This window comes from Streptomyces sp. NPDC058683 (assembly GCF_042716195.1).
GTDB lineage: Bacteria > Actinomycetota > Actinomycetes > Streptomycetales > Streptomycetaceae > Streptomyces.
On the sequence record NZ_JBHXSK010000057.1, the window covers coordinates 1 to 24,905 of the forward strand.

Sequence of the window (24,905 nt, forward strand, 5' to 3'; positions counted from 1 at the left end):
CCCCTAAAGGGGCGCTTGCTGCAGCGCCCCTTCTTTTAGGGGCGCGGGGAACTGCGCGACCAGCCACCACGCACCCGCAGCCGCCCACCACCCCAGCCCCGCAGACGAGTCGCTACAACTCGCTCAGAGGTACTCCGCGTACCCGTCCAGCACCCCCAGCACCTCCGCCTCCCCCGCCGGAGGCAACTGCACCACGACCTCCTCGATGCCCAGCTCGGCATAGTGCGCGAGCTTCCCGGCGCTCGGGAAGACGGCGTACGGCACCACCTGAAGCGCCGCCGGGTCGCGCCCGGCGTCCGCCCACACGCCCCGCAGGACCGGCAGCGACTCGGTGAGCCCGCGCCCCCCGATCGGCAGCCACCCGTCGGCGTACTCCGCGATGTGCGCGAACAGCTTCGGCCCCGCCGCCCCGCCGACCAGCGTGCGCGGACCGACGACCGGCCCGCGCGGCTTCTGGACGGGCTTGGGATACGCGGACGACGCCCGTACGCTCCCGAACTCCCCCTCGTAGGCGGTCGGTTCCTCCGTCCACAGCGCCCGCATCAACGCCATCCGGTCCCGGCCCAGCTCCCTCCGCGTCCGCCAGGCCACGCCGTGGTCCGCGGCCTCCTCGACGTTCCAGCCGAAGCCGACGCCGAGCGTGAAGCGGCCGCCGGACAGGTGGTCGAGGGTGGCGGTCTGCTTGGCGAGGTCGATCGGGTCGTGCTGGGCGACCAGGGTGATACCGGTGCCGAGGCCGAGGCGTTCGGTGACGGCGGCGGCCTGGCCGAGGGCGACGAAGGGGTCGAGGGTACGGCCGTACTCGCGGGGCAGGTCGCCGCCGACCGGGTACGGGGTGGTCCGCTCGACCGGGATGTGCGTGTGCTCGGGCAGGTACAGCCCGGCGAAACCACGTGCCTCCAGTTCACGGGCGAGCCGGACGGGGGTGATGGTCTCGTCGGTGAGGAAGATCGTGACGGCTATACGCATGGGCCATCTGTACCGGGGGTGGCGCGATATGTCCATACCGACTGGTCGGCATCGTTCGCCCCACCTTTCACACGGCTATGCACATGGCATACGGATGCCTGTGGATTCCCTGTCCTTCCATGGGAGTTCACGTCAGGAGAGGAGAGTCACCGGCATGTGTCAGGACACGCACGGCATCGGCAGACGCGCCCTGTTCGTGACGGGCGCGGCGGCAGCCCTTACGTTGGGAAGCGTGAGCTTCGCAGCGGCGGACGGCCAGGGGCAGGGAACTCCCGGGACTCAGGAGACGAAGGCGGTACGCGGCACGCTGCCGCCCGGCTGCCCGGACTTCGTGTACGTACCGGTCGAGGTCCCCGCCGGCGTCCGGGAGATCAAGGTCTCCTACACCTACGACCGGCCGGGCGTCCCGGCCGGCACCACGGGCAACGCGCTCGACATCGGCATCTTCGACCAGCACGGCACCGAGCTGGGCGGCAAGGGCTTCCGGGGCTGGTCGGGCGGGGCGCGCACGGAGTTCTTCATTCGCGCCGACGACGCGACCCCCGGCTACCTTCCCGGCCCGGTGCACGCCGGCACCTGGTACGTCGCCCTCGGCCCCTACACGGTCGCCCCGCAGGGCCTGAACTACGAGCTGACGATCACGCTGACGTACGGCGAGCCCGGCACCCCCGTCCGCCCGGTGTACCCGCCGTCCCGCGCGAAGGGCCGGGGCCGGGACTGGTACCGGGGCGACTGCCACCTGCACTCCTGGTACTCCGACGGCCGCCGCACCCCCGCCGAGATCGCGGCCCTCGCCCGCGCCGCCGGCCTGGACTTCATCAACTCCTCGGACCACAACACGCACTCCTCGCACGCGCACTGGGCGGACCAGGCCGGCGACGACCTGCTGATCATGCTCGGCGAGGAGATCACCACCCGCAACGGCCACGTCGTCGCCCTCGGCACCGACCCGGGCACCTTCGTCGACTGGCGCTACCGGGCCCGCGACAACCGCTTCGGCCGCTTCGCCCGCCAGATCCACAAGGCCGGCGGTCTGGTCGTACCGGCGCATCCGCACGCCACCTGCGTGGGCTGCGCCTGGAAGTTCGGGTTCGGCGAGGCGGACGCGGTCGAGGTGTGGAACGGCCCCTACACCCCCGACGACGAGGTGGCCCTGGCCGCCTGGGACGCCACGCTGGTCGCCTCGGTGCTCGACAACAAGGAATGGCTGCCGGCGATGGGCAACAGCGACGCGCACCGCGACCCGGACCCCGTCGGCGTGCCCCAGACCGTCGTCCTCGCCGACGACCTGACCCGCGAGGCGATCCAGGAGGGGCTGCGCGCGGGCCGCTCCTACGTCGCCGAGTCGAAGAACGTGAAGGTGAGCTTCACGGCGACGGGCGGGCGCGGCGAGCAGGCCGGGATCGGCGAACGGCTGAAGGTGGCCGCCGACACCCCGGTGACCGTCCGCCTGGAGGCCTCCGGGGTGCCGCGCTGCACGGTCCGCTTCGTCACCGACGAGGGCGTCCTGCTGACCAGCGACCCGCTGCCGGTGGCCGGCTCGGGCGTGGTCGAGTGGCAGACGACCCCGCAGTACGCGGCGTACGTGCGGGCGGAACTCCGCCACGAAACAGCAGCGGGCCCCGTCCCCGGCGCCCTCGCGGCGCTCACCAACCCGATCTTCCTGGGGTCGGCGGAGAGATGACTCCGGCCAGGTACCGTCCCGCCAGGCGGTACCTGGATCCGGCTTCGGGTGGTGGTCAGCCGAGCTTCTGGGCCGGGCCCACGTACAGGTAGGTCGTGGCGAACCTCGAGTCCGGCTTCGGGAAGCCCGCCTGCCGGAATTCCAGGACGGTGCTGGTGCGGGGGTCGACGATCAGGCGGCTGCGCATCTTCGGGCCCTGCCACTCCACGGCCGTACCCTGCCGTCCCGCACTGTCCTTCGCCGGGCCGACGAGGTGTACGTCGTCCATCCCGGCCAGGATCTCGAACAGCGCCGCGCGCAACGCGGGGCTCGCCGGTGAGCCGGCGATCAGGTTCACGATCCTGTTGTAGAGGGAACCGGTCGAACCGGAGCCGCTTCCCGCGTCCCCGAGCAGGCGGGTCTTCAGGACCGCCGGATCGGTGGGCAGTTTACCGAGATCGTCCCAGGTCAGCTTGGTCTTCCCGATCGTCCAGACCATCCCGCCGGGGAACTTGCAGAAGCCGTCGTGGCAGATCTTCGTCTCCGCTCCCGGGCTGCTCCGGGAGTAGGTGGCCGTCCGGCTGTACCAGGTCGTCTGGACCCGGCTCCCCCTGCCATTGACCATGCCGGTGGTCCGCATGCGCACCTTCCAGTACGGGGCGTCCGCGGCGGACTTGTCGCCGTCCGCCGCCGTGTCCGCGACGCGGTTCAGGAAGGCCGCCGCGTCGGCGCTCGCGGCCGGAGGGCCGCCGTCGACCGAGACCGTCGGGTAGACGAGGAGGGTGGCGGTGACCGCCGCGACGGCCAGGGCCGCCCCGACGAACCGCCGCCGGACCCACCCGCGCGGCCGCAGCGGGACGGCGTCCGCCGGGTCGGGGGCAACCAGCGCAACGGCGTCCGCCGTGTCACGAGCCACCGCCTCCCGTACAGCGGCCCGCGCCACGGCGACGGCCGACGCGCTCGGCGGATCCACCAGACCGGCGGCCGTCAGCGCTTCGGCGCCGGGAAAGTCGAGGACATCAGGCTCGGTCGTGGTCATGCGAGGTCTCCCGTCCGGTCGAACGTGCTGGTGCTGGTGCTGGTGCTGGCGCTGGCGCTGGTCGATGCGAGTGCCTCGCGCAGCCGTGCGCGGGCGCGGTGCAGACGGGATCTCGCGGTGCCCGGGGGCACGCCGACCACGGCCGCGGCCTCGGTCGGGGTGAGCCGCTCCCAGGCGACGAGGAGCAGCAACTCGCGCTCCACATGCGGCAGTCCGGCGAGGGTGCGCCGCAGGAACGGGGCGACCGCGGCCGCGTCCAGCCGTTCGTCGACCGCCTGCCACGGGTCGGTGTCGGCACGGTCGCCGGGCGTTCCCGGCGCCGCCTCTTCCCGCCCGCCCTGCCGCCAGTGCGCGGCGAGCACGTTCCTGGCCACCCCGAACAGCCAGGTACGGGCCGTGCCACGGGCGGCGTCGAAGGTGCGGCGGCTCGCGTAGGCCTGCAACCAGACCTCCGCCAGCAGATCGTCGGCGGCGGCGGGCGCGCGGCGGGTCAGATAGCCGTGCAGTACGCCGGCGTGACGCTCGACCAGCGGCTCGAAGGCCGCCGGATCACGGGCCGAGCGGGCGAGCAGACCGTCGTCGTCCGAGTCGTCCGCGCCATCCAGGTTGTCCGGTTCCATCGGGTCCCCTTCCGCGGCCACGCGATCGCGGCCACACCCCCTACTTGTCGGGAACGAACCGGAGCGTTCGTACGACGCCTCAACCGGGGTTGAGGTCACGACGGGCGGCGTCGACGACCTTGTGGGCGTCAGCGCCGGGGGCTCGGTCTGTCGTGGGCCAGGTGCGTGCACGAATCGGGCGGGGCTTCCGGGCCCCGCCCGACCCGTCCCGGGCGGCTGGAAGGGGCCGAGGTGTCAGAGTGTCAGGGTCGCCGTCCGCCGTGATAGGCGCTCAGGGGGACGCGGCCGAGGATGGCATCGAGTTCGCCGTTGCGGCCGTCGGCCCAGCCGACGTAGGCGTACTTCTTGTCGAGGGTGATGGTCGACCAGCGGTCTCCGGGAGGGCCGTTGACGCCGGCGGGTTCGGTGGTCCCGTTGACCTGGAGGCGGTCGCTGAAGGTGCGGCCGTGGTCGAAGGAGACCACCGAGTAGACGTTGAGTTCGGTGGTGCGCCACATGACGCCGAGCTGTCCGTCGGGGCCGAAGTCGAACCAGGGTCGCTGTGCGTCGGGTGCGGCGATGGTGGCGGGGCCGGTCCAGGACTTGCCGGCGTTGCCGGTGACGTACACCTCCAGGTTCGAGTCGCGGGGGACCATGACGGCGAACCGGCCCTTGTGGGTGGGGTCGGCGGACACCCAGGGGACGGGGTCGGCGGCGGCGCCCAGGGCCGGCACCGGTACGAGGGAGCCGGTGCCGTTGGGGACGGGGGTGCCGTGGTTGTCGGTGACCGGGAGGGTCCGCCAGCTCTCGCCGTCGTCGCGGGTGGTGTAGAAGGCGACCTTGCCGTCGTCGCCCTGGCTCGCGGAGGCCAGGATCCCGGCGTGGACGGCGATCTCACGGCCGGGGTAGCCGCAGGACGGAGGCAGGTCGGGGGTGATCTCGACACAGGGCTGAGGACCGGGGATCGTCGACGGATCCGACCAGGTCTCGCCCTTGTCGCTGCTGACCGAGATGGCGCTGGGGTACTCGAAGGCCGTGTGGGAGGCGACCGCGTACACCTTGCCGGTCGCCTGGTCCACACGGAGCTTGGGTGCACCGCCCAGGACCAGCGGGGTCTGCACCGGGCCCGTCCACGTCCGGCCGCCGTCGACGGACTTGGAGACGACGTTGTGGTTGGTGTACGTCGTGTAGCGGTCGGGGCCGATCTGGTTGTCGGAGATGTAGAAGACCCCGTCGGCGTCGGTCGTGACTTCCGGTTCGCCGCACTGGGGGCGGTCGCCCATCGGCCAGGACGACTGGTGCCAAGTGGTGCCCCGGTCGAAGGAGAAGGCCACGAAGCAGGCGCCGACGGGCTCAAGGCCGGGGCTGTCGGGGAAGACGGTCGAGGTGAAGACCAGGTTGTCCGGGTTCTTGGGGTTGACCGCGAGGACCGGTTGTCCCTCCCGGGTGTCGGGGAGGTTGGTGACGTCGGTCTCCAGGATCTTTTCGTTCGCCGGGTGACGTGCGGGGGCGGAGTCCGTCTCGGCGAGGGCGGCGGGGGCGCCGGCCAGCAGGATGAGCGCGGACAGTGCGGCGGCGGTTCTCGCCCTCGTTAAGGCGGTGAGCGGCATGCTAGGCCGTCCTCTCGGATGTTCCGGGGGGGTGGTGGACCGGTCACCGGCGGCGGCCTCGGTGAGGGGCGGGCCGGTACCTGGTCCAGGGCGCACATGGTCGCTGCGCCGGTCGGGCGGTGAAGCCCTCAGAGAGTGGCAGCCCGTCCGAGGGCACGGCGTCGGACGGGTGCAGGCGCGCGTGTACTGCCTGCGTACGACGGGCGCTACTGCGCATGTACGAGAACAGCCCGTCGGCCCGGCCCGCGGACGTGCACACGGGTCGGTCTGGTGTTTCTGCCCTGTGGCGGATGGTGGCCGGCGTGAGCCGTCGAGTGTCTTTGCCCTGTGGCGGCTCGTGGCCGGCGTGAGCCGTCGAGCGGCGGCGTTCTCCTGCGCCTCCGGCGCGGGTAGCGGCTCGTGGGCCCGTCCGGCCTTCCTGAGGACAGCGCGGTGGCGGGTCTGGTGCGCAGCCCACTCGCCCCCGGTGGCTACCGCCTGTCCGGCGGTACTGCCGATTCAGTAGGCCGGGTCGGCGATCTCAGTAGGAGCTGTCGGCGTCGGCACGACGACGGCCGGGGCTCCGGCTTCGCAGCATGGACGAGTTCCCGATCCTGATGTGGAGATCCGCTCCGTGGCTGTCTTTCTCTCTCGCATGGGCCGTACGGCCTTCCGGCGGCGCTGGTACGTCGCCCTGCTCTGGGTGGTGCTGCTCGGTGCCCTCGGTTTCGCCTCGACCCAGGCGGCCTCGCCCCCCGACGACACCGGCTCCATGCCGGGAATCGAGTCGCAGCGCGCCTACGACCTGCTGCAGAAGCGGTTCCCTGGCGCCTCGCAGAGTCCGAACCAGGCGACGGCGCGCATCGTCTTCGTCGCACCGGGCGGGGAGAAGCTGACCTCCTCCGCCAACCGGGCGGTGATCGAGAAGCTGGTCGGCGAGGCAGCCGAGAGCAGTCAGGTCCAGGCCGCCGTGGACCCCTTCCGCGCCGGCACGGTGAACAAGGCCGCCTCCACGGCGTATGCGACGGTCACCTACAAGGCCGCGTCCAAGGACCTCACCGACGCCACCAGGAACAACCTCCGGAAGGCTGTCGACGAAGCCCGGCACGCCGGGCTGACCGTGGACGTGGGCGGGCCGGTGCTCGCCGACGCCGCCGCCGGCGGGTCCGGTGAGCTGATCGGCATCGTCATCGCGGCCGTCGTCCTGTTGGTGACCTTCGGTTCCCTCGCCGCGGCCGGGCTGCCGCTGCTGACCGCCGTACTCGGGGTGGGCATCAGCACCGTGTCGATCATGGCGCTCGGCTCGACGCTCGGGCTGTCGACCACGAGCAGCAGCCTCGCCTCCATGCTGGGCCTGGCCGTCGGCATCGACTACGCCCTGTTCGTCGTCTCCCGCTACCGCGAGGAACGCGGCCACGGGCACAGTCCGCAGGAGGCCGCCGGCCGCGCCGTGGGCACCGCCGGCTCGGCGGTGGTCTTCGCCGGCCTGACCGTCGTCATCGCCCTGGCCGGACTGTCCGTGGTCGGCGTGCCGACGCTGACCAAGATGGGCCTGTCCGCCGCCGGAGCCGTCGTCGTCGCCGTCCTGGTCGCCCTCACCCTCGTACCCGCCCTGCTGGGCATCCTGCCGAACGCGGTCCTGCCGCGCCGTATCCGCACGGGCCGCGACAGCGGCGCCCGTACCGGGGACAACGCGGGCACCCGGTGGGCACGGTTCGTGCAGCGCCGGCCGGTGCCGGTGCTGCTCGCCTCGGTCATCGGCCTCGGAATCGTGGCGCTGCCGGTCCTCGACCTGCAACTCGGCATGCCCGGCGACGAGTCCAAGTCCACCGCGACCACCGAACGACGGGCCTACGACGAACTCGCCGACGGCTTCGGCCCCGGCTTCAACGGCCCCTTCACCGTCGTGGTGGACGCCAAGGGCGCGAAGAACCCCAAGAGCGCCGCGAAGAGCGTGGCCGAGACGATCTCCGCGACCGAGGGCGTCGTCTCCGTCACTCCGCCCGTCTTCAACCCGGCGGGCGACACCGCGATCTTCACGGCCACCGCCTCCACCGCGCCCACCGACGAGAAGACCAAGGACCTGGTCCGTGCCATCCGCGCCGAACGGCCGGAGGTGACGGCCGAGACCGGCGCGACCTTCCTCGTCTCGGGCACCACGGCGATCAACATCGACGTCGCGGACAAGATGCAGAGCGCCCTGGTGCCCTACCTGGCGGTCGTGGTCGGGCTGGCCTTCCTCCTGCTGCTGGTCGTCTTCCGGTCCGTGCTGGTCCCGCTCAAGGCCGCCTTCGGGTTCCTGCTGTCCGTGCTGTCCGCGCTCGGCGCGGTGGTGGCGGTCTTCCAGTGGGGCCGGCTCGCCGACCTGATCGGCCTGCAGCAGACCGGCCCGGTGATGAGCACCATGCCGATCATGATGGTGGGCATCGTCTTCGGTCTGGCCATGGACTACGAGGTGTTCCTCGTCTCCCGGATGCGCGAGGCGTACACCCATGGCGAGCGTCCCGCCGAGGCCGTCGTCACCGGCTTCCGGCACAGCGCGCGGGTCGTGGTCGCCGCCGCACTCATCATGATCGCCGTGTTCTCCGGCTTCGTCGGCGCCGGCCTCGCCCTGATCAAGATGATCGGATTCAGCCTGGCCGTCGCCGTCCTCTTCGACGCCCTCGTGGTGCGGATGGCACTGGTCCCCGCGGTCATGGCCCTGCTGGGCGAGCGGGCCTGGTGGCTTCCGGCCCGGCTCGCCCGGTGGCTGCCCCGCGTCGACATCGAGGGCGAGTCCCTGAGCCGTACGCCCGCCGCCGAGGCGGAACCCGCGCCGGTCGCGGAAGCGGCACACCGTTGATCCAGGCTCTACGAGGCCGGGGCGGCCTCCGGCACGGCGGTCGCCCGGCCTCACCGATCCCGGTCATTTGGCAGGATGGCCGCACGCCTACCTTGTCGGAGCAAGCGTCGATGACCACCCGCTGGCAGCACTTCTCCCGCCGACACCATCGTCTCCTCGACACGGTGCTCGTCGTGGTGCTGTTCGTCCTGTCCGGACCGGTGGCGTACTACAGCAGCAAGTCCTACGCCGACGGTCTCGGCTGGTGGTCCGCTCTGCCGCTCGCGGCGGTGGCCTCCGTCGCCGTGCTGTGGCGGCGCCGTCACCCGTACACGGTCGTACTCGTCACCGCCGTGTGCGCCGGCGCCGCCGGCGGGATGGGCTATCTCCTCACCCCGATGCTCCTGGCCCCCGTCCTGGTCGCCTTGTACGGGATCGCCGCCCGTGTCGCGCCCAGGACGGTCTACCGCTTCTGCCTCCCGGTGACGGCGATGATCGCGCTGTCCACCGTCTTCGGCGACCGCTACGGCCACCCCTGGCCGCTGGCCACCGTCAATCCCGTCCTGTGCCTGCTGCTGCCGGTGGCCCTGGGATCCACCGCCCGCATGCGCAACGCCTACCTCGAAGCGGTCGAGACCCGTGCCGCCTACGCCGAGCGGACCCGCGAGGAAGAGGCCAGGCACCGGGTGGCGGACGAACGTGTCCGCATCGCCCGTGAGCTCCACGACGTCGTCGCCCACCACCTCGCCCTGGCCAACGCCCAGGCCGGCACCCTCACCTTCCTCGCCCGGACCAGCCCCCACAAGGTCGCCCCCATGGTGAACCAGCTCGCCGCCACCACCTCCTCGGCGCTGCGCGAACTCAAGGCCACCGTCGGCCTGCTGCGTCGGCCCGACGACCCCGACTTCCTCGAACCCGCCCCCGGCCTGGCCCAACTCCCGGACCTGATCGAGTCGTTCACATCGACCGGCCTCGATGTCCAGGTCGTCGCCGAGGGCACGGCGCAGCAGCTCTCACCCGGTGTGGACCTCAGCGCGTACCGCATCGTGCAGGAGGCCCTCACCAACATCACCAAGCACGCCCCCGGCGGCACCGCGCACGTCCGGCTCGGCTACGGGCACGAACGGCTGACGATCACGGTCGCCAACCCGCCCGGACGGCTCCCCGCCGCACCCTCCCGCACCCCCGACGGCGACGGCTTCGGACTCATCGGCATGCGTGAGCGCGCGCACTCCGCCGGAGGCACCTTCACCGCCGGACGTCGATCGGACGGGGGCTTCACCGTCACCGCCGACCTGCCCATCCTGCCCTGACCCGGCCCCCCTCCGCGAAGACAGGCCCGATGACCATCCGCATCCTCCTCGCCGACGACCAGCAGCTCCTGCGCATGACCTTCCGCATCCTCATCGGCGAGGTCCCCGACATGGAGGTGGTCGGCGAGGCGGCCGACGGCGCCGAAGCGGTCGCGCTCACCCGTCGCCACCGTCCCGACATCGTCCTGATGGACATCCGCATGCCGGGCACCGACGGACTCGCCGCCACCACCGAGATCTGCGCCGACCCCGCCCTGGCCACCACCCGCATCCTCATCCTGACCACGTTCGAGACCGACGAGTACGTGGCCCAGGCCCTGCGCGCGGGTGCCAGCGGCTTCCTCGGCAAGGACGTCTCCGCCCAGGCCCTCGTCGACGGAATCCGCACCGTGGCCGGCGGGGAAGCACTCCTGTCACCGAAAGCCACCCAGACCCTGATCACCCGATTCCTCACCACTCCGGTCCCCGTCGCGGTCCCGCCGCCCGAACTCGCGGCCCTGACCGGCCGGGAGCGTGAGGTCATGATCGAGGCAGCGCAGGGCAAGTCCAACGCCGAGATCGCGAGCGAGCTCTTCCTCAGCCCCCTGACCGTACGCACCCACATCCACCGCGCCATGACCAAACTCAACGCCCGCGACCGCGCCCAACTCGTCGTCATCGCCTACCAGAGCGGACTGGTCCGGCCCTGACCGACGCCGGTCCTCACCGAGGTCCGCGGGCCGGAGCACCCCGGCTACCCGGCTTCTTCCTTCTCGTGGTCCGCGATGGCGTCCTCGACACCCCGGTCCACGGCGGTCGCATTGCCCCAGCCCGTGTAGTAGGCGAGCTGCAGAACCCCTTCCCGCAGTTCGTCGCGGGTCAGTTCGCCGTTGCGCAGTGCACCGAGGGCCTGGATGCGGACGAGGTCCGCCCGCCCCAGCGCGGCGGTCGCGCCGATCACCAGCAGCCTCCGGTCCCGGACCGGGAGACCCGGCCGGGACCAGACGTCGCCGAAGAGATGCTCCACCGTCTCCCGGTGGTACGGCTGCGTGCGCTCGACCGGGTAGTACGTGGCGGAGAAGCCCTCCCCGTACACGTCGTCCATGACTTCCCTGCCGCGGCTCCAGCGGCCGTCCCCATCCGTCGCCATCCGATCTCCTCTCCGGTTCGCCGGCCCCCTGGTCCGCTCCGGAGGACGGACGCCCCGGAAGCTAACCGACCGACGCCGCGGCATCCCAGTACGTGTCCCGCTGACAGGGACAGCCGATCCGGCCACCGGCCCGGACCGACTACCGTCGCCCTCCACCACGGGCGAAGGAGGACGACGTTGCCGGCCCAGTCGGACGCAGCACAGAGGGACACCGTCACCGCGGGCGTGATCGGCCTGGGGATGATCGGCGGTGGTGTGGCACGGAACATATCCGCCGCGGGCCTGCCCCTGACGGTCTACGACCTCCGTCCCGACGCCGCCGACGGGCTCGACGGTGTGCCCGCGCCCCTCGGCTCCCCCGCCGACGTGGCGCGTGCCAGTGACGTCGTGCTGATCTCGGTCGTCGACGCCGGGCAGGTCCGGGAGGTCCTGGCGGGCGAGGGCGGACTCCTCGGCGCCGGCAAGCAAGGTCTCGTCGTGCTGTTGCTGTCCACGGTGGCGCTCTCGGCCGTACGGGAGTTCGCCGCGCTGTGCGCCGGGCAGGGGGCGACGCTGCTGGACGCCGGGGTGACGCAGGCGGGCGACGGGCTGCTCGTCTCCATGGTCGGCGGGCCCGGTGACGTCGTCGAACGCGTACGGCCCGTGCTGGACGCCTTCTCCAAGGCCGTCGTGCACTGCGGCCCGGTCGGCTCCGGCATGGTCACCAAGATCGCCCGCAATGTCGTGACGTACGCGAGCTGGGCGGTGGTACGCGAGGCGACGGGCATGGCCGTCCGGGCCGGTGTCGATCCCGAGCGGCTGATCGAGGTGCTGGACAAGGCCGTCACGGGTGGCACCTCCCCGCTGTTCCTGCTCCGGGACCATCTCGACGCGCAGGGCGTCATCCGAAGCCGGGCGGCCTACATCGACGCGCTCGCGCAGAAGGACCTGGCCGCGGCCCAGGAGTTGGGGCGGGAGATCGGCCTCGCCACCCCGGTCGTGGACACCGTGCGGCCCTGGATGTCCGCCGTACTCGAAGGACAGTACGAAGGCGCCGCCATGGGGAGCACACACCGCGAGACCGCGGGCCGGGGTCACGACTCCTGATGCTGCGGCGAGATCTCCGGGGTCTGCCTGGCGCGGGCGCCCTCTGCTGCCACAAGCAGCTCGTCCGCCTCACCACGTAGGACAGCGGTTCAAGCCCGGTGGACGAACGCGGCAATGAACCGCGTACCCCGTCCGTGGCGTCTCAACTCACGTGACGTGCACAAGTCCCGGTGCACGTAAGGAAGTTGGGCACGCCGGCAGACAGCCGGACCAGAGTCGTCGCAGCACGGCGGCGGTCAACCACGCGCGCCAGGCGGTTCACCGCCCGCAGTCTCCCCCGGAGGGGTCATGTTCCCGATTGTCCGCACGCGCTCGATGATTCTGCTCGGTGCCGCCATCATCGTCGTGGGGGTCGCCGCCTTGGGGGGCACCCTCCTGCTGACCGTGAAAGACGCCGAGGGCAAGGAACTCGGCGACCCGGATCTGAAAACCGTCAGTCTGGTCTCCGTCTGCTCGGACGTGAAAGTCCACGCATGGGTCACGACGAACCTCGGGACCGTAGCCCGGCCCGACGACAGGAAGGTCGACTACGACGTCGAGCCCTCCGGTCACGACCGTGATCCGTTCGACGGCACATCGGCCAAGGGCTGCGAAATGGCCGCCGGAGCCTTCGGATCCCGCGTGGAGTTCAAGGCACCCGGCCTGAACAAGGGCCGGCCGTTCTACGTGACCGCACCGGCCGACCGCCGGCATGTCCTGGTCGTCCGACTCACCCAGCACGCCGACGGCACGGTCACCAGCACACAGAAACTGGTCACCGCCCGCTGACGACCACAGCCGTTCGCCCCGTGACGGCAAGGCCGGAGACGCGTCAGGCGGGCGGTGCCGTGAAGCCACCGCCCGCCTGCCGTCCGACGACGACCAGCGACTAGGTCACACGGTCGCCTTGTAGAACGCGTACGTCGCGGAGTACGGCACCGACACCTGGTCGGTGCCGGTGCAGGCGGCGGCCGGGGCGACGCCGCCCTCCGTGTTCAGGCGCTGGACGTAGGTCACGCCCTCGAACGTCCCGGCGCCGCGGGTGGCCGTGGCCTTCAGGAGCAGCTCGGGGATGGTGCCCTCCTTGGGGGAGGTCACGAGCGCCGAGGCGTTGACCGCGCTGCCGTCGACCGTGGAGACCCAGACGGGGCCGCGGGAGTGCAGGGCGACCGGGCGGTGGGCGCGGTCCCGCTTGTCGGAGAGGGTGGCGGCGGGCTCCAGGAGCTTCCAGGCGCCGTCGGTGCAGGTGTAGGTCTGTACGCCGTGCGCGGAGTAGACGCCGGTCAGCTTGTTGCCGTCGGGCACCGCCAGCGCGGCGGGGGCGTGCACCGCCGGGAGGGCGGCGGGCTTCGCGGACGAGGCCTGGACGGCCGTCGTGCCGAGCAGGGTGGCGGCGGCCGCGACGGCGACGGCCGTGGTGGTCAGGGCGATTCTCTTGACGTGCTTCATGGAGTGGTCTCCAAGGATTTCGTGCGTGGCAGAAGAGCAGAAGAAGGGAGCGGCCGGACATCGACAAACCGGAAACCGGCCGTCCCCCTTGTCATGTCCGGATGCTACGGATCCGCCACCGCTTCCGGAGCCGATCGCCCGATCCCTGCCCGTGCGGCACGCCTTCCGGACCCCAAAGGGCAAGCGAACAGGCCTCGTTGACACCTCACCCCGACCAGACCGAGGTGCGGCCCAGTTGCCCCCGCGACACAGGGAAGACCCCGGACGCCGAGGGCTAGCCGTCGGCCCACTTGCGCAGCAGTGCCTCGCGTTCCTCGCGGGGCGGGGTGGCGTCGGGCGTGTGGTCCCGGCGCCATGCCAGCAGGTCGGCGACGGTCGTGGTGCCGTCGGCGAGCCGGGTCAGGAGGGTGCGGGAGAGGTCGTACTCGACGGGCTGGTAGATGCCGCCGGCGACGGCTGAGAGGACGCTCACCTCGACGGTGTCCTCGGCGGTCTCCACGCGCACGGTGTAGGCGGGCGGAAGCTCGCCGTCGCCGGTCACCGCCACGAGCAGCGAGTCGAGGGCCATGGACACCAGGCGCCGGCCGGCGGACCGCACGGGCACGTCACGGACGTCGATCCGCCGCACCTCGCTCCAGCTCCGGTACGTGCCGTGGCCCGTCCCGAGGACTTCGACGCCGTCCTCCGTCAGCCGTACCCCGGACGCCGTACCGACGGGCTCGGCCCCCAGGTACACGGCGTCCTCGGTGATCCAGAACAGGCCGACCAAGGCCATGGGTGCCTCCGACAGAGAAGGGGACGGGTGTCGGCATGTGAGACGGCAGTTGCGGCCACGCGGTTTCCCGCCCGGTAGGGAGGCATCTCGCGTGCGGGTCGGGGACCATGGAGGCAACGGCCGCAACCATGAGGAGTCGCACGGACCATGCCCCGCCCCACCGACACCCGTTTCCGCGCCACCACCGCCTTCCAGCGGCACGTCGCCAACCCGCTGACCCGGCTCCTCCCCTTCCAGACCCTCCTGGAGACCACCGGGCGCAGCTCGGGGCTGCCCCGCCGTACGCCGCTGGGCGGCCGGCGGGTCGGCGGGGCCTTCTGGCTGGTGTCGGAGTTCGGCGAGCACTCGCAGTACGTCCGCAACATCAAGGCCGACCCGAGGGTGCGGGTCCGCATCGGGGGGAAGTGGCACGCGGGGACGGCCCATCTCCTGCCCGACGACGACCCGGTGGCCCGGCTGCGCACCCTGCCCCGGGGCAACAGCGCGGCCGTACGGCTGCTCGGGACGAACCTGCTGACGGTGCGCGTGGACCTGGACGCCTGAGCGGGCCCGGGTGCCGGCCGCCGGACCCGCTCCGCTGCCGTCCCGGCGGCTACCCCTGCCCCGCCCGCGGTCCCGGCGTGGCGTCGAGCAGGCTGTCGAAGCCCGACGGCGGGCGGCCCAGGAGTTCCGTCACGTCGTCGGTCGCCCGGTCGTAGCGGTTCTCCTTGTGCAGCCGGGCCATCGTGGCGATGTGGTCGAAGAGATGCGGCGTCAGGCCCAGCGGCTTGAGGTCGTGCTCGATCCATTCGTCGTACGGCACGTCGACGTAGGTCACGGTGCGGCCCAGCGTCTCGGAGAGCTCGGCGGCGATCGCGGTCAGGTCGCGGGAGGCGGCGCCGGTCAGCTCGTAGACCCTGCCGGCCTGCGGCGAAGGGTCGAGCAGCAGCCGGGCGACCACCGCGGCCACGTCGCGGGCGGCCACCGGCGAGGTGCGTGCGGTGCCGAACGGGAGGCGGATGGTGCCGTCACGCCGGACGGAGGCCACGGCGAGCATGCCGAAGAGCGGGTTCTCCATGAACACCGTCGGCCGGACGTGGACGACCGGCAGCCCGGACCAGTTGAGGACGTGTTCGCAGAGCCAGTGCAGTCGCTGCTGGTGCGACTCCGCGGTGCTGGTGAGGCTCATCTGGGAGACGGTCATCTGTGACATGTGCACCAGCAGTTCGAGGTGCCCGCCCGCAAGGGCCGCCGCCGCCACGGTCGCCGTGGCCTCCAGGTAGTCGGGCGACGGGCTCATCCCGAAGTAGGCCCTGCGGCACCCCTCCAGAGCCGCCACCACGTCCGCCCCATGCGTGAGGTCACCGACGACCACCTCGACGCCGTCGACGGCCCGCAGCGCGGTGGCACGGTCGTCGTCGTGGTGGACGAGGGCCCGGACCGGCAACCCGTGCCGGCGCAGCTCCGTGACGACCCTCCCGCCCACACCCCCGACGCCGCCGGCGGCGCCGGTGACCAGGATCGGATCAGTACTCGGCAAGACGTCCTCCCGCAGTCGGCAACCCGCCCCGCCTTTCTACGGCACGCCGACCGCCTCCCGGCACACCCCGCCGCGCGGACCACACGGCAGGAGTAGCGGCCGGTGCCGACGCGGTCCCCTCACCCCGGCCAGACGATCGCCTGCACCTCGCTGTAGGCGTGCAGGGCGTAGGAGCCGACGTCCCGGCCCACCCCGCTCTTCTTGAAGCCGCCGAAGGGGGCCTCCATGTTCCGCCCGACGGTGTTGATCCCGACGCCCCCCGCCCGCAGCCGGCGCGCCACCCGGAAGGCACGGGCCACGTCTCCCGACCAGACGTAGTCGATGAGGCCGTAGTCGGAGTCGTTGGCGAGGGCGATGCCCTCTTCCTCCTCGTCGAAGGGGATGACGGAGACGACCGGGCCGAAGATCTCCTCGCGGGCGGCTCGCATGTCGTTACGGCAGTCGGCGAGCACCGCGGGCCTGAGGTAGAACCCCCTTTCCAGGGCGGGTCGTTCGCCGCCCGTCACCACCGTCGCGCCCTCCTTCCCGGCGAGTTCGACGTACGACTCGACCCGCGCCCGGTGTTCGGCCGTGATCAGCGGTCCGACCACCGTGTCCGGTGCCGCCGGGTCGCCCACCTTCAACCGGCCCGCGTAGGCGGCCAGTTGCTCCACCAGCCGGTCGTACAACGGCCGCTGCACCAGTACCCGCGTGGGCGCCGTGCAGATCTGGCCGCTGTAGAAGGAGAAGGTGGTGCCGATCCCCGCCACCGCCGAGCCGACGTCCGCGTCCGCGAAGACGACCGCCGCGCCCTTCCCGCCCAGCTCCATCAGCTGCCGTTTCATGTCCCGCCCGCACACCTCGGCGATGCGCTGCCCGACGGCCGTGGACCCGGTGAAGCTCACCATGTCGACGTCGGGCGAGGCCACGGCGGTCTCGCCGACGCCGGTCGACCGCCCGGAGACGACGTTCACCACGCCCGGCGGGGCGCCCGCCGCCTCCAGTGCCTCCGCCATGCGGTAGACGGAGAGCGGATCCTGCGGGGCCGGCTTCACCACCACCGTGTTGCCCATGGCCAGCGCCGGTGCGACCTTGCCCGCCGGGTTGGCCCAGGGGTTGTTGTACGACGTGATGCAGCTGACCACGCCCACCGGCTGGCGCACGGCCAGCGCGCCCATCACGCCGGCCCTCCCCATCGGCCCGGCCTCGTTGATCTGCGGCGGGATCGCCCACTCGGCGGGCTCGACGGTCGCGTAGCGGCGGAACCGGGCCGCGGCCACCCCCACCTGCATCGCCCGGGCCGTCCCGGTGGTCGCGCCGGTCTCCGCCCGGGCCAGGTCGGCGTACTCCGTCAGCCGGCCCCGGATGATGCCGGCGGCCCGGCCGAGCACCGCCGCCCGTTCCGCCGCCGGGGTCCGCGACCAGCCGTCGAGGGCCTCCCGGGCGGCCGCACAGGCGGCCAGGACCTGCTCCTCTGAGGCCTCGGGAGCCCAGCCGACGGTTCCCTCGGTCGCCGGGTCGACGACCTCGTAGTGCCCGCCGTCGGGGTCCACCCAGCGCCCCCCGACGAACAGCCGCTGCCCGTCACCCGCCGCAGCGCTCACCGGGTGCTCACCGTCCTGGTGTCCCGCCCGGACCGCAGCACCTTCCCGGGTACGGCACCGCTGACCACGTCGTCGCGGATGGCCTCGACCCCGTTCACCCAGACCGCCCGCACCCCGATCGCCTTCGCGTCCAGGCGGGGACTGTCTCCCGGCAGGTCGTGCACCAGGGTGGCCTGGCCGGCGGCGATCCGTTCGGGGTCGAAGAGGACCAGGTCCGCATGCCAGCCCTCCGCGATCCGGCCCCGCTCCCGCAGCCCGAAGAGCCGGGCGGGATCGTCGGTCAGCATCTTCACCGCCTGTTCCAGGCCGACCAGCTTGCGGCCGCGCAGACAGTCGCCGAGGAACCGGGTCGTGTACGGCGCCCCGCACATCCGGTCCAGATGCGCCCCCGCGTCGGATCCGCCGAGCAGCACGTCCTCGTGCTGCCAGGTCTCGGCGCGCAGCGCCCAGGAGGCGGGGTCGTTGTCGGTGGGCATGGGCCACAGGACCGTACGGAGTCCGTCGGCCGCGCAGATCTCGACCAGGCAGTGGAAGGGCTCCTGCCCGCGCTCCGCCGCGATGTCCTTGACCACCCGGCCCGACAGCCCGGCGTTGGCCTCGCTGTAGGTGTCGCCGATGACGTACCGGCCGAAGTTCGCCAGCCGCCGGAAGACACCGGCCTCCTTGGAGTGGGCGCGCTCCAGCATCTGGGCGCGTACGTCCGGGTCCCGGAGCTTCTCGATCCGCTCCGGGACCGGCAGCCCGAGGATCGGGCCCCAGCCGGGGATCAGGTTCAGCGCGCAGAAGGTGCCCAGGGACATGTTCATCGGCGTGAGGATCGGCATGGTCAGCGCCACGACCCGGCCGCCCGCCTTCCGGGCCCGCTCGCTGGCCTGGAGCTGGCGGGGCACCCGCTCCGGCACGGCGGCGTCCACGGTCAGCACGTTCCAGTTCAGGGGCCGGCCGGCCGCCGCGCTCATCTCGGCGAACAGCTCGATCTCGGCGTCGCTGAACTGGTCGAGGCAGCCGGCGACGATCGCCTCGATCTGCGTTCCCTCGTGCTCGCCGACGGCCCGCGAGAGGGCCAGCAGTTCCGCCGGGCGGGCGTGCCGGGAGGCGACCGGCTGTCCGTCCCCGTCCGAGTGCGTGCTGGACTGGGTGGTGGAGAAGCCCCAGGCACCCGCGTCCATGGCCTCGTGCAACAGCCCTACGATCTCGGCGAGCTGCTCCTCGCTGGGCTGCCCGCCGACCGCGTCCGGCCCCATCACGTACCGGCGCAGGGCACAGTGCCCGACCATGAACCCGGCGTTGACGGCGATCCGCCCTTCGAGCGCGTCCAGATACTCCCCGAAGCCACGCCAGCTCCAGGGCGCCCCCTCCTCCAGCGCGACCAGCGCCATCCCCTCGACCTTGGACATCATGCGGCGCGTGTAGTCGGCGTCCCCCGGTTTCAGCGGGGCGAGGGTGAACCCGCAGTTCCCGGCGGCGACCGTCGTCACCCCGTGGTTGAGGGAGGGCGTCGCGTACGGGTCCCAGAAGAGCTGCGCGTCGTAGTGGGTGTGGGGGTCGACGAACCCGGGGGCGAGGACCAGCCCGGTGGCGTCCTCGGTGGTGCGGGATTCGCCGTCGATCTTCCCTACGGCCGCGATACGACCGTCGCGTATACCGACGTCGGCGACGAAAGCGGGCGCACCGGTCCCGTCCACGACGGTCGCGCCCTTGATGAGGTGATCAAGCATGGGGGCTCCCTTTGAAACCGCGGGGCGTTGTCCTACCTAAAGGGGCGCGGGGAACTGCGCGACCAGCCCCCACGCACCCGCAGCCGCCGTACGACCTCAGGCAGCCTCACGGAACCGCGAGGTACGGTGCACAGGATCCGTATCGATCTTCGGAATCACGTGCTCCCCGATCAGCCGAATCGTCTGCAGCGTCTCCTCCTTCGGCACCCCCACCGGCAGCCCGAAGCTCAACTGGTCCGCCCCGGCCTGCTCCCACCGCTTGCACTGCCGCAGCACCTCGTCCGGATCGCCGCAGATCAGCAGCTCCTCCTCGACGAGCAGCTCCACGAACTCCGGCGTGTACTCCGGCAGCGTCTCCGGCCACACCGGGAAGCCCTCGGGCCGCGGGAACGTGTCGTGGTACCGGAACACCAGCGAGGGGAGGTAGTGCAGCCCCCCGGACGCCGCGATCCGGATCGCTTCGTCATGCGTGGGCGCGCAGATCGCTGTCGTCGTCACCATCACGTTGTCGTTGACGAAGTCACCCACCGGCTCCGCGTTCACGATCGCGGTCTTGTACTGCTCAAGCACCCACTCCATGTCGGAGACCTTCTGGATGCTGAAGCCGAGGACCCCGAGCCCCTTCTTCGCCGCCATGGCGTACGACGGCGGTGACCCGGCCGCGTACCACATCGCCGGGTGGGACTTGCCGTACGGCTTCGGCAGGACCTTCCGCGGCGGCAGCTGCCAGTGCTTGCCCTGGAAGCCGGTGTACTCGTCCTGGAGCCACATCTTGGGGAACTCGGCGATGGTCTCCTCCCAGATCTCCTTGGTGTAGTTCATGTCGGTCACACCAGGGATGAACCCGAGGATCTCGTGCGACCCCGCCCCCCGCCCGCTGCCGAACTCGAAGCGGTTGCCGGTGAGATGGTCGAGCATGGCGACCTTCTCGGCGACCTTCACCGGGTGGTTGACCTGGGCGAGGGGGTTGAAGATGCCGGACCCGAGGTGGATGCGCTCGGTCGCGTGCGCGAGGTACCCCAGGAAGACGTCGTTCGCCGACAGGTGCGAGTACTCGTCCAGGAAGTGGTGCTCGGAGGCCCAGGCGTACTTGAAGCCGGACTTGTCCGCCTCGATGACGTACTCGGTCTCCTCCATCAGTGCCTTGTGCTCGGCGAGCGGGTCGGTCTCGGCGCGCTTGCCCACGTATCCCTGTACAAAGAGCCCGAATTCCAAGGCGGTTCACCGTCCCATATTTCCTGACGCTCCGTCAGATACCGTTCGTTGGCCGACTGTCGCACCGGCCGCTTCCAGCGTCAATAGCTGATGAACCGTCAGATTACCGAGACCCCGGCCAGCCAGCCCCCGTCGATCACGAACGGCTGCCCGGTGATGTACGAGGAGTCGTCCGAGGTCAGGAACAGCGCCAGCCGGGCCACCTCCTCCGCCCGTCCGATCCGGCCGAGCGGCACCAGCTTGCGGTACAGCTCGTCCAGGGCCCGGCTCATCTCCTCGGGGTCGGCGGTGGGGTCCAGCCGCGCCGGGTTGGACATCGCGGTGTCGATGGCCCCGGGGCAGATCGCGTTGACGCGTATCCGCCGGCCGGCCAGCTCCAGTGCGGCGACCCGGGTGAGCCCGAGCACCGCGTGCTTGGTCGCGGCGTAGGTGCCGACGGCCGCCATGCCGGTGAGCGCGGTGTAGGACGCGGTGTTGACGATGGTCCCGCCGTCGGCCAGCTCCGGTGCCACCGTCTTCATGCCCAGGAAGCAGCCGACCTGGTTCACCTGCACGACCTGCATGAACTCGTCGAGGGGGGTGTCCACGAGCGCGTTGAACCGCAGGATGCCCGCGTTGTTCACCAGCCCGTCGAGCCGGCCGTACGCCTGCTTCGTGGCGGCGACGGCGGCCTGCCACTCCTCCTCCACGCCCACGTCCAGGTGGACGTAGCGAGCCCCGATCTCCTTGGCGAGCGCCTCGCCCGGGTCGTCCAGCACATCCGCCACGACCACGCGCGCGCCCTCCTCGACGAAGAGCCGCGCCTCCTGCTCGCCCTGTCCGCGCGCCGCCCCGGTGACGATGACGACCCGCCCGTCCAGCTTGCCCATGCCACTCCCTCAGGTGAGCCGGGGCGCGACGTCGGCCCCGAACGCCTCGATCTGGTCGATGAGTTCGGCCCGGCTCCGGCTGCGGAACCGCACCTGGATCTGGTGCACGCCCATCGCGCCGTAGGCCCGCAGCGACTCGGCGAGGGCTTCCGGGGCACCGGTGAGGGTGCGGCGGCCCACCGCCCAGTCCGGTGTGCCGACGTACAGCGGTTCGGTGATCGCGCCGACGGTCAGCGGCTCCCCGATGCCGGCCTCCTCGCGCAGCCGCCGCAGGCGGGCGATCTGCGCCGGGAGCCGGTCCCGCGGGTCGCCCTGCGGCAGCCAGCCGTCGCCCTTGAGCGCGGCCCGCCGTACCGCGGCCGGTGACGAGCCGCCGACCCACACCGGCACCCGCTGCTGCGCGGGCCGGGGCCGCTGCCCCAGTCCCTCGAAGTCGTAGAACTTGCCGTGGTGGGAAGGGAACTCATCCGGTCCGAGCGCGGCGCGCAACGCGTCGATCGCCTCGTCGAGCACCGCCCCCCGCCGCTCGAAGTCCACCCCCAGCACCTCGAACTCCTCCCGCACATGCCCCGCCCCGACCCCGAGGATCAGCCGGCCGCCGGAGAGGTGGTCGAGGGTCGCGTACTGCTTGGCGGACAGGAGGGGATGCCGGAGTCCCACGACGGCGACGTGGCTGAGCAGGCGTACCCGCTCGGTCACGGCGGCCAGGTGGGCGAGGGTGGCGACCGGGTCGTACCAGACGGTGCTCATGGCGGGGGCGAGCCGGTGCGGGATCGCCACGTGGTCGCAGACGGCGAGGTAGGCGAAGCCGGCGTGCTCGGCGGCGCGGGCGATCGCCACCAGGTCCGCAGGACCGGCGGCGGCCTCCCAGGGCTCCGCGTAGATGGTGGACTGGGACTGGACGGGGAGTTGCATCCCGTACGCCGGCCGCCCGTCCGGCAGGGCTTGGATGGACACACGTCCTCCTGAACCTGATGGACCGAATCTGATGGACCGTCACATCAGAGCTGTCGGAGCCATCGTCTTGCCTGACGCCCCGTCAGACAAGAGTCGGGGACGATGATCGTCCGGTGAAGAATGTCCGCCTCTCTGACCGATTGACCCGGGGCCGTCGTGGTCATGTCCCGGGCCTGTCACCGGGTGAGGGCGGCCCGGCCGGGGCTCGTACTGGCTGGCGACGACTCGGGGGGTCCGGGTCGCACCGGACACGGGGAGACCGACATGATCCGCAACCGCATCGCCGCACTGGCCGCCACCGCCGTCGCCGCGTCGCTGCTGCTGACCGCCTGCAACGCCACCGACGAGGCCGCCTCGGCGGCCAAGGACGGGGTCGGCACCGCGCTGCAGAGCCTGCGCTTCAACAGCGGCACCGCGAAGCAGAACCACGCGCCCGCCAAGACCGGCGACTGGGCCACCGGCGCCGGCAAGCCGGCGGCGACCCCGGCCGCCAAGAAGTGGGTGCAGCTGAGCGCGCCCAAGGCGGGCGACCTGAACCCGGTCGTCGTCAACGGCGCGGGCTTCACCCTCTACCGCTTCGACAAGGACACCGCGAACCCGTCCAAGTCCAACTGCAACGACGCGTGCGCGACCACCTGGCCGCCCGTCGTCGTCGCCCCGGGCGGCAAGATCTTCATCGACGGGGTGGACAAGTCCGACGTCGGCGTGGTCAAGCGGGCCGACGGCAACCTCCAGGTGACCGTCGGCGGCTGGCCGGTCTACCGCTTCAGCAAGGACCTCAAGCCCGGCGACACCAACGGGCAGGGCGTGGGCGGCACCTGGTTCGGCGTGACGCCGGACGGACAGAAGGCCGGGGCCCAGGAGCAGGGGGGCACCGGCGGCACCGGGACCGGTACGGCCGCCTCGACCAGCGTCATCCTCTCCGACGAGACCGACTTCGGCGACCCCTCCGAGGGTCTGGCCGGCTCCGGCTGCCAGAACGTCGCCCGCGACGACTCCGCCTCCTCCCTCCGGGCCTCCGGCAGCCTGAAGATCTGGTCGGAGAAGAACTGCAAGGGCGAGTCCAAGGTGGTCCAGGGCGACATCGCCGACCTGGCGTCGATCGGCTTCGACAACAAGATCTCGTCGGTGTTCCTCGGCTGACGCCGGGCGGCCCCGGGCCGGTGCACCGCGGGCGGGGCGGCGCGACGATCCTCACCGGGTCGTGGCCTGCCCCGCCCACAGCCCGTCGTCCGTGAGGCCCAGCAGCTCGATCGCGTTGCCGCGGACGATGCGTTCGACCACGTCCGGGGCGAGGTGGCCCATCTGGGCCTCGCCGACCTCGCGCGACTTCGGCCAGGTGGAGTCGGAGTGCGGGTAGTCGGTCTCGTAGAGGACGTTGCCGACGCCGATGGCGTCGAGGTTCTTCAGGCCGAAGGCGTCGTCGAAGAAGCAGCCGTAGACGTGCCCGGCGAAGAGCTCGGAGGGCGGGCGGGTGACCTTGTCGGCGACGCCGCCCCAGGCGCGGTTCTCCTCCCAGACGACGTCGGCGCGTTCCAGGATGTAGGGGATCCAGCCGATCTGGCCCTCCGCGTACATCACCTTCAGGTTCGGGAAGCGCTCGAACTTGCCGCTCATCAGCCAGTCGACCATCGAGAAGCAGCAGTTGGCGAAGGTGATCGTGGAGCCGACGGCCGGCGGGGCGTCGGCGGAGGTGGAGGGCATCCTGCTGCTGGAGCCGATGTGCATGGCGACGACCGTGCCGGTCTCGTCGCAGGCGGCGAGGAAGGGGTCCCAGTCGTCGGTGTGGACGGAGGGCAGCCCGAGGTGCGGGGGGATCTCGGAGAAGGCGACCGCGCGGACGCCCCGGGCCGCGTTCCGGCGGACCTCGGCGGCCGCCAGTCCGGCGTCCCACAGGGGGATGAGGGCGAGGGGGATCTGACGGCCCCGGGCCTGCGGGCCGCACCACTCCTCCACCATCCAGTCGTTGTAGGCCCGGACACAGAGCAGGGCCAGCTCGCGGTCCTTGGCCTCGGTGAAGGTCTGCCCGCAAAAGCGCGGGAAGGTCGGGAAGCAGAGGGCGGACTGGACGTGGTTGACGTCCATGTCGGCGAGCCGCTGCGGGATGTCGTACGACCCCGCCCGCATCTGCTCGTAGGTGATCACCTCCAGCTTGATCTCGTCCCGGCTGTAGCCGACCGCGGTGTCGAGGCGGGTGAGGGGGCGGTGCAGGTCCTCGTAGATCCACCAGTCGCCGATGGGGCCGTCCTCGCCGGGCCTGCCCATGACCGGCTTGAAGCGGCCGCCGAGGAAGCTCATCTCCCTCAGCGGGGCGCGGACTATGCGCGGCCCGGTGTCCAGGTACTTCTTCGGGAGGCGGGACTGCCAGACGTCCGGCGGCTCCACGGTGTGGTCGTCGACGGAGATGATCAGCGGAAAGGTGCCGTCCTGGGTGTCCATGGCGCCCACGGTAGCGCCGATCTGACGTACCGTCAGCTAGTGGGATGACGGTTCGTCAGGGCCTCGGGGGTGGTGCGCCGGGCCGGGAGGACCGGCCCGCGGGAGCGACGGCCGCAGCGCCGGACCGGCTCGGCGCGTGGTGCGGGAAGAACGGCGGGGTTCCGGCGCGGAGGACGCGGATCCGCCCGGCGGAA

21 protein-coding genes and 1 pseudogene are annotated in these 24,905 nt (G+C 71.8%); 8 read left to right on the top strand and 14 right to left on the bottom strand.

Going from position 1 to position 24,905, the window contains the following annotated elements:
* Window positions 1-123 precede the first annotated feature (123 nt).
* Window positions 124-969: an LLM class F420-dependent oxidoreductase gene (locus ACFWXC_RS43110; RefSeq protein ID WP_384487969.1), complete on the bottom strand. Its 846-nt coding sequence runs from the start codon at window positions 967-969 to the stop codon at window positions 124-126.
* 154 nt (window positions 970-1,123) lie between these two features.
* Between ACFWXC_RS43110 and ACFWXC_RS43115 the strand changes: the two genes are divergently transcribed.
* Window positions 1,124-2,653 (top strand): CehA/McbA family metallohydrolase, encoded by a 1,530-nt coding sequence (locus ACFWXC_RS43115; protein WP_384487971.1) that lies wholly within the window; start codon window positions 1,124-1,126, stop codon window positions 2,651-2,653.
* A 55-nt stretch (window positions 2,654-2,708) separates the two neighbouring features.
* Here the strand turns inward: ACFWXC_RS43115 and ACFWXC_RS43120 are convergent, their stop codons facing one another.
* The 3 genes from ACFWXC_RS43120 to ACFWXC_RS43130 all read right to left on the bottom strand — a co-directional run bounded on the left by ACFWXC_RS43120 (window position 2,709) and on the right by ACFWXC_RS43130 (window position 5,880).
* Window positions 2,709-3,671, bottom strand: coding sequence for a CU044_5270 family protein (locus ACFWXC_RS43120; protein WP_384487973.1), 963 nt, complete (start codon window positions 3,669-3,671; stop codon window positions 2,709-2,711).
* Window positions 3,668-4,291, bottom strand: a complete 624-nt coding sequence (locus tag ACFWXC_RS43125) for an RNA polymerase sigma factor (RefSeq protein ID WP_384487975.1) — start codon at window positions 4,289-4,291, stop codon at window positions 3,668-3,670. The genes ACFWXC_RS43120 and ACFWXC_RS43125 overlap by 4 nt, the downstream gene beginning before the upstream one ends.
* Before the next feature lie 242 nt (window positions 4,292-4,533).
* Entirely contained in the window at window positions 4,534-5,880 is a 1,347-nt protein-coding gene (locus ACFWXC_RS43130) for a sialidase family protein (protein WP_384487977.1), read from the bottom strand.
* A 613-nt stretch (window positions 5,881-6,493) separates the two neighbouring features.
* On the opposite strand from ACFWXC_RS43130, the gene ACFWXC_RS43135 reads away from it, so the two are divergent.
* From ACFWXC_RS43135 to ACFWXC_RS43145, 3 genes are all read left to right on the top strand, one after another.
* Entirely contained in the window at window positions 6,494-8,701 is a 2,208-nt protein-coding gene (locus tag ACFWXC_RS43135) for an MMPL family transporter (protein WP_384487979.1), read from the top strand.
* A 110-nt stretch (window positions 8,702-8,811) separates the two neighbouring features.
* Entirely contained in the window at window positions 8,812-9,993 is a 1,182-nt protein-coding gene (locus ACFWXC_RS43140) for a sensor histidine kinase (protein ID WP_384487981.1), read from the top strand.
* A 29-nt stretch (window positions 9,994-10,022) separates the two neighbouring features.
* Complete coding sequence (locus ACFWXC_RS43145) at window positions 10,023-10,682, top strand: response regulator (RefSeq protein ID WP_384487983.1); 660 nt, start codon at window positions 10,023-10,025, stop codon at window positions 10,680-10,682.
* Window positions 10,683-10,726: 44 nt separating this feature from the next.
* Here the strand turns inward: ACFWXC_RS43145 and ACFWXC_RS43150 are convergent, their stop codons facing one another.
* Window positions 10,727-11,122: a carboxymuconolactone decarboxylase family protein gene (locus ACFWXC_RS43150; protein WP_384487985.1), complete on the bottom strand. Its 396-nt coding sequence runs from the start codon at window positions 11,120-11,122 to the stop codon at window positions 10,727-10,729.
* A gap of 177 nt (window positions 11,123-11,299) precedes the next feature.
* Between ACFWXC_RS43150 and ACFWXC_RS43155 the strand changes: the two genes are divergently transcribed.
* Together ACFWXC_RS43155 and ACFWXC_RS43160 are read left to right on the top strand one after the other, a co-directional pair.
* Window positions 11,300-12,208 (top strand): NAD(P)-dependent oxidoreductase, encoded by a 909-nt coding sequence (locus ACFWXC_RS43155; protein ID WP_384487987.1) that lies wholly within the window; start codon window positions 11,300-11,302, stop codon window positions 12,206-12,208.
* Between the two features lie 288 nt (window positions 12,209-12,496).
* Window positions 12,497-12,976: a hypothetical protein gene (locus ACFWXC_RS43160; protein WP_384487989.1), complete on the top strand. Its 480-nt coding sequence runs from the start codon at window positions 12,497-12,499 to the stop codon at window positions 12,974-12,976.
* A 105-nt stretch (window positions 12,977-13,081) separates the two neighbouring features.
* Here the strand turns inward: ACFWXC_RS43160 and ACFWXC_RS43165 are convergent, their stop codons facing one another.
* A complete protein-coding gene (locus ACFWXC_RS43165) occupies window positions 13,082-13,636 on the bottom strand; it encodes a DUF3455 domain-containing protein (protein WP_384487991.1) in 555 nt (184 codons plus the stop codon).
* Window positions 13,637-13,910: 274 nt separating this feature from the next.
* Window positions 13,911-14,411, bottom strand: a complete 501-nt coding sequence (locus ACFWXC_RS43170; RefSeq protein WP_384487993.1) for a hypothetical protein — start codon at window positions 14,409-14,411, stop codon at window positions 13,911-13,913.
* A gap of 147 nt (window positions 14,412-14,558) precedes the next feature.
* Here ACFWXC_RS43170 and ACFWXC_RS43175 point away from each other — a divergent pair, with 147 nt between their 5' ends.
* The gene (locus ACFWXC_RS43175; protein ID WP_384487995.1) at window positions 14,559-14,954 is read left to right on the top strand and encodes a nitroreductase family deazaflavin-dependent oxidoreductase; all 396 of its coding nucleotides are present in this window, start codon (window positions 14,559-14,561) and stop codon (window positions 14,952-14,954) included.
* Between the two features lie 49 nt (window positions 14,955-15,003).
* On the opposite strand, the gene ACFWXC_RS43180 is transcribed toward ACFWXC_RS43175, so the two are convergent.
* From ACFWXC_RS43180 to ACFWXC_RS43205, 6 genes and pseudogenes are all read right to left on the bottom strand, one after another.
* Window positions 15,004-15,930, bottom strand: a complete 927-nt coding sequence (locus ACFWXC_RS43180; protein WP_384487997.1) for an NAD(P)H-binding protein — start codon at window positions 15,928-15,930, stop codon at window positions 15,004-15,006.
* Between the two features lie 119 nt (window positions 15,931-16,049).
* Window positions 16,050-17,513 carry an aldehyde dehydrogenase family protein gene (locus tag ACFWXC_RS43185; protein WP_384487999.1) on the bottom strand — a complete coding sequence of 488 codons (1,464 nt, stop codon included), beginning with the start codon at window positions 17,511-17,513 and terminating at the stop codon, window positions 16,050-16,052.
* Window positions 17,510-19,240 (bottom strand): annotated as a pseudogene (locus ACFWXC_RS43190) (amidohydrolase family protein); the annotation flags it as partial. The gene ACFWXC_RS43185 and the pseudogene ACFWXC_RS43190, both read right to left, overlap by 4 nt.
* 87 nt (window positions 19,241-19,327) lie before the next feature.
* On the bottom strand, window positions 19,328-20,446 hold the full coding sequence (locus ACFWXC_RS43195) for an LLM class flavin-dependent oxidoreductase (RefSeq protein ID WP_384488001.1): 1,119 nt from the start codon (window positions 20,444-20,446) through the stop codon (window positions 19,328-19,330).
* Between the two features lie 98 nt (window positions 20,447-20,544).
* Entirely contained in the window at window positions 20,545-21,315 is a 771-nt protein-coding gene (locus ACFWXC_RS43200) for an SDR family NAD(P)-dependent oxidoreductase (protein ID WP_384488003.1), read from the bottom strand.
* A 9-nt stretch (window positions 21,316-21,324) separates the two neighbouring features.
* Entirely contained in the window at window positions 21,325-22,230 is a 906-nt protein-coding gene (locus ACFWXC_RS43205) for an LLM class F420-dependent oxidoreductase (protein WP_384488088.1), read from the bottom strand.
* A 306-nt stretch (window positions 22,231-22,536) separates the two neighbouring features.
* Between ACFWXC_RS43205 and ACFWXC_RS43210 the strand changes: the two genes are divergently transcribed.
* Window positions 22,537-23,415 (top strand): hypothetical protein, encoded by an 879-nt coding sequence (locus ACFWXC_RS43210; protein WP_384488005.1) that lies wholly within the window; start codon window positions 22,537-22,539, stop codon window positions 23,413-23,415.
* A 51-nt stretch (window positions 23,416-23,466) separates the two neighbouring features.
* On the opposite strand, the gene ACFWXC_RS43215 is transcribed toward ACFWXC_RS43210, so the two are convergent.
* Window positions 23,467-24,711, bottom strand: a complete 1,245-nt coding sequence (locus tag ACFWXC_RS43215; RefSeq protein WP_384488007.1) for an amidohydrolase family protein — start codon at window positions 24,709-24,711, stop codon at window positions 23,467-23,469.
* Window positions 24,712-24,905 lie beyond the last annotated feature (194 nt).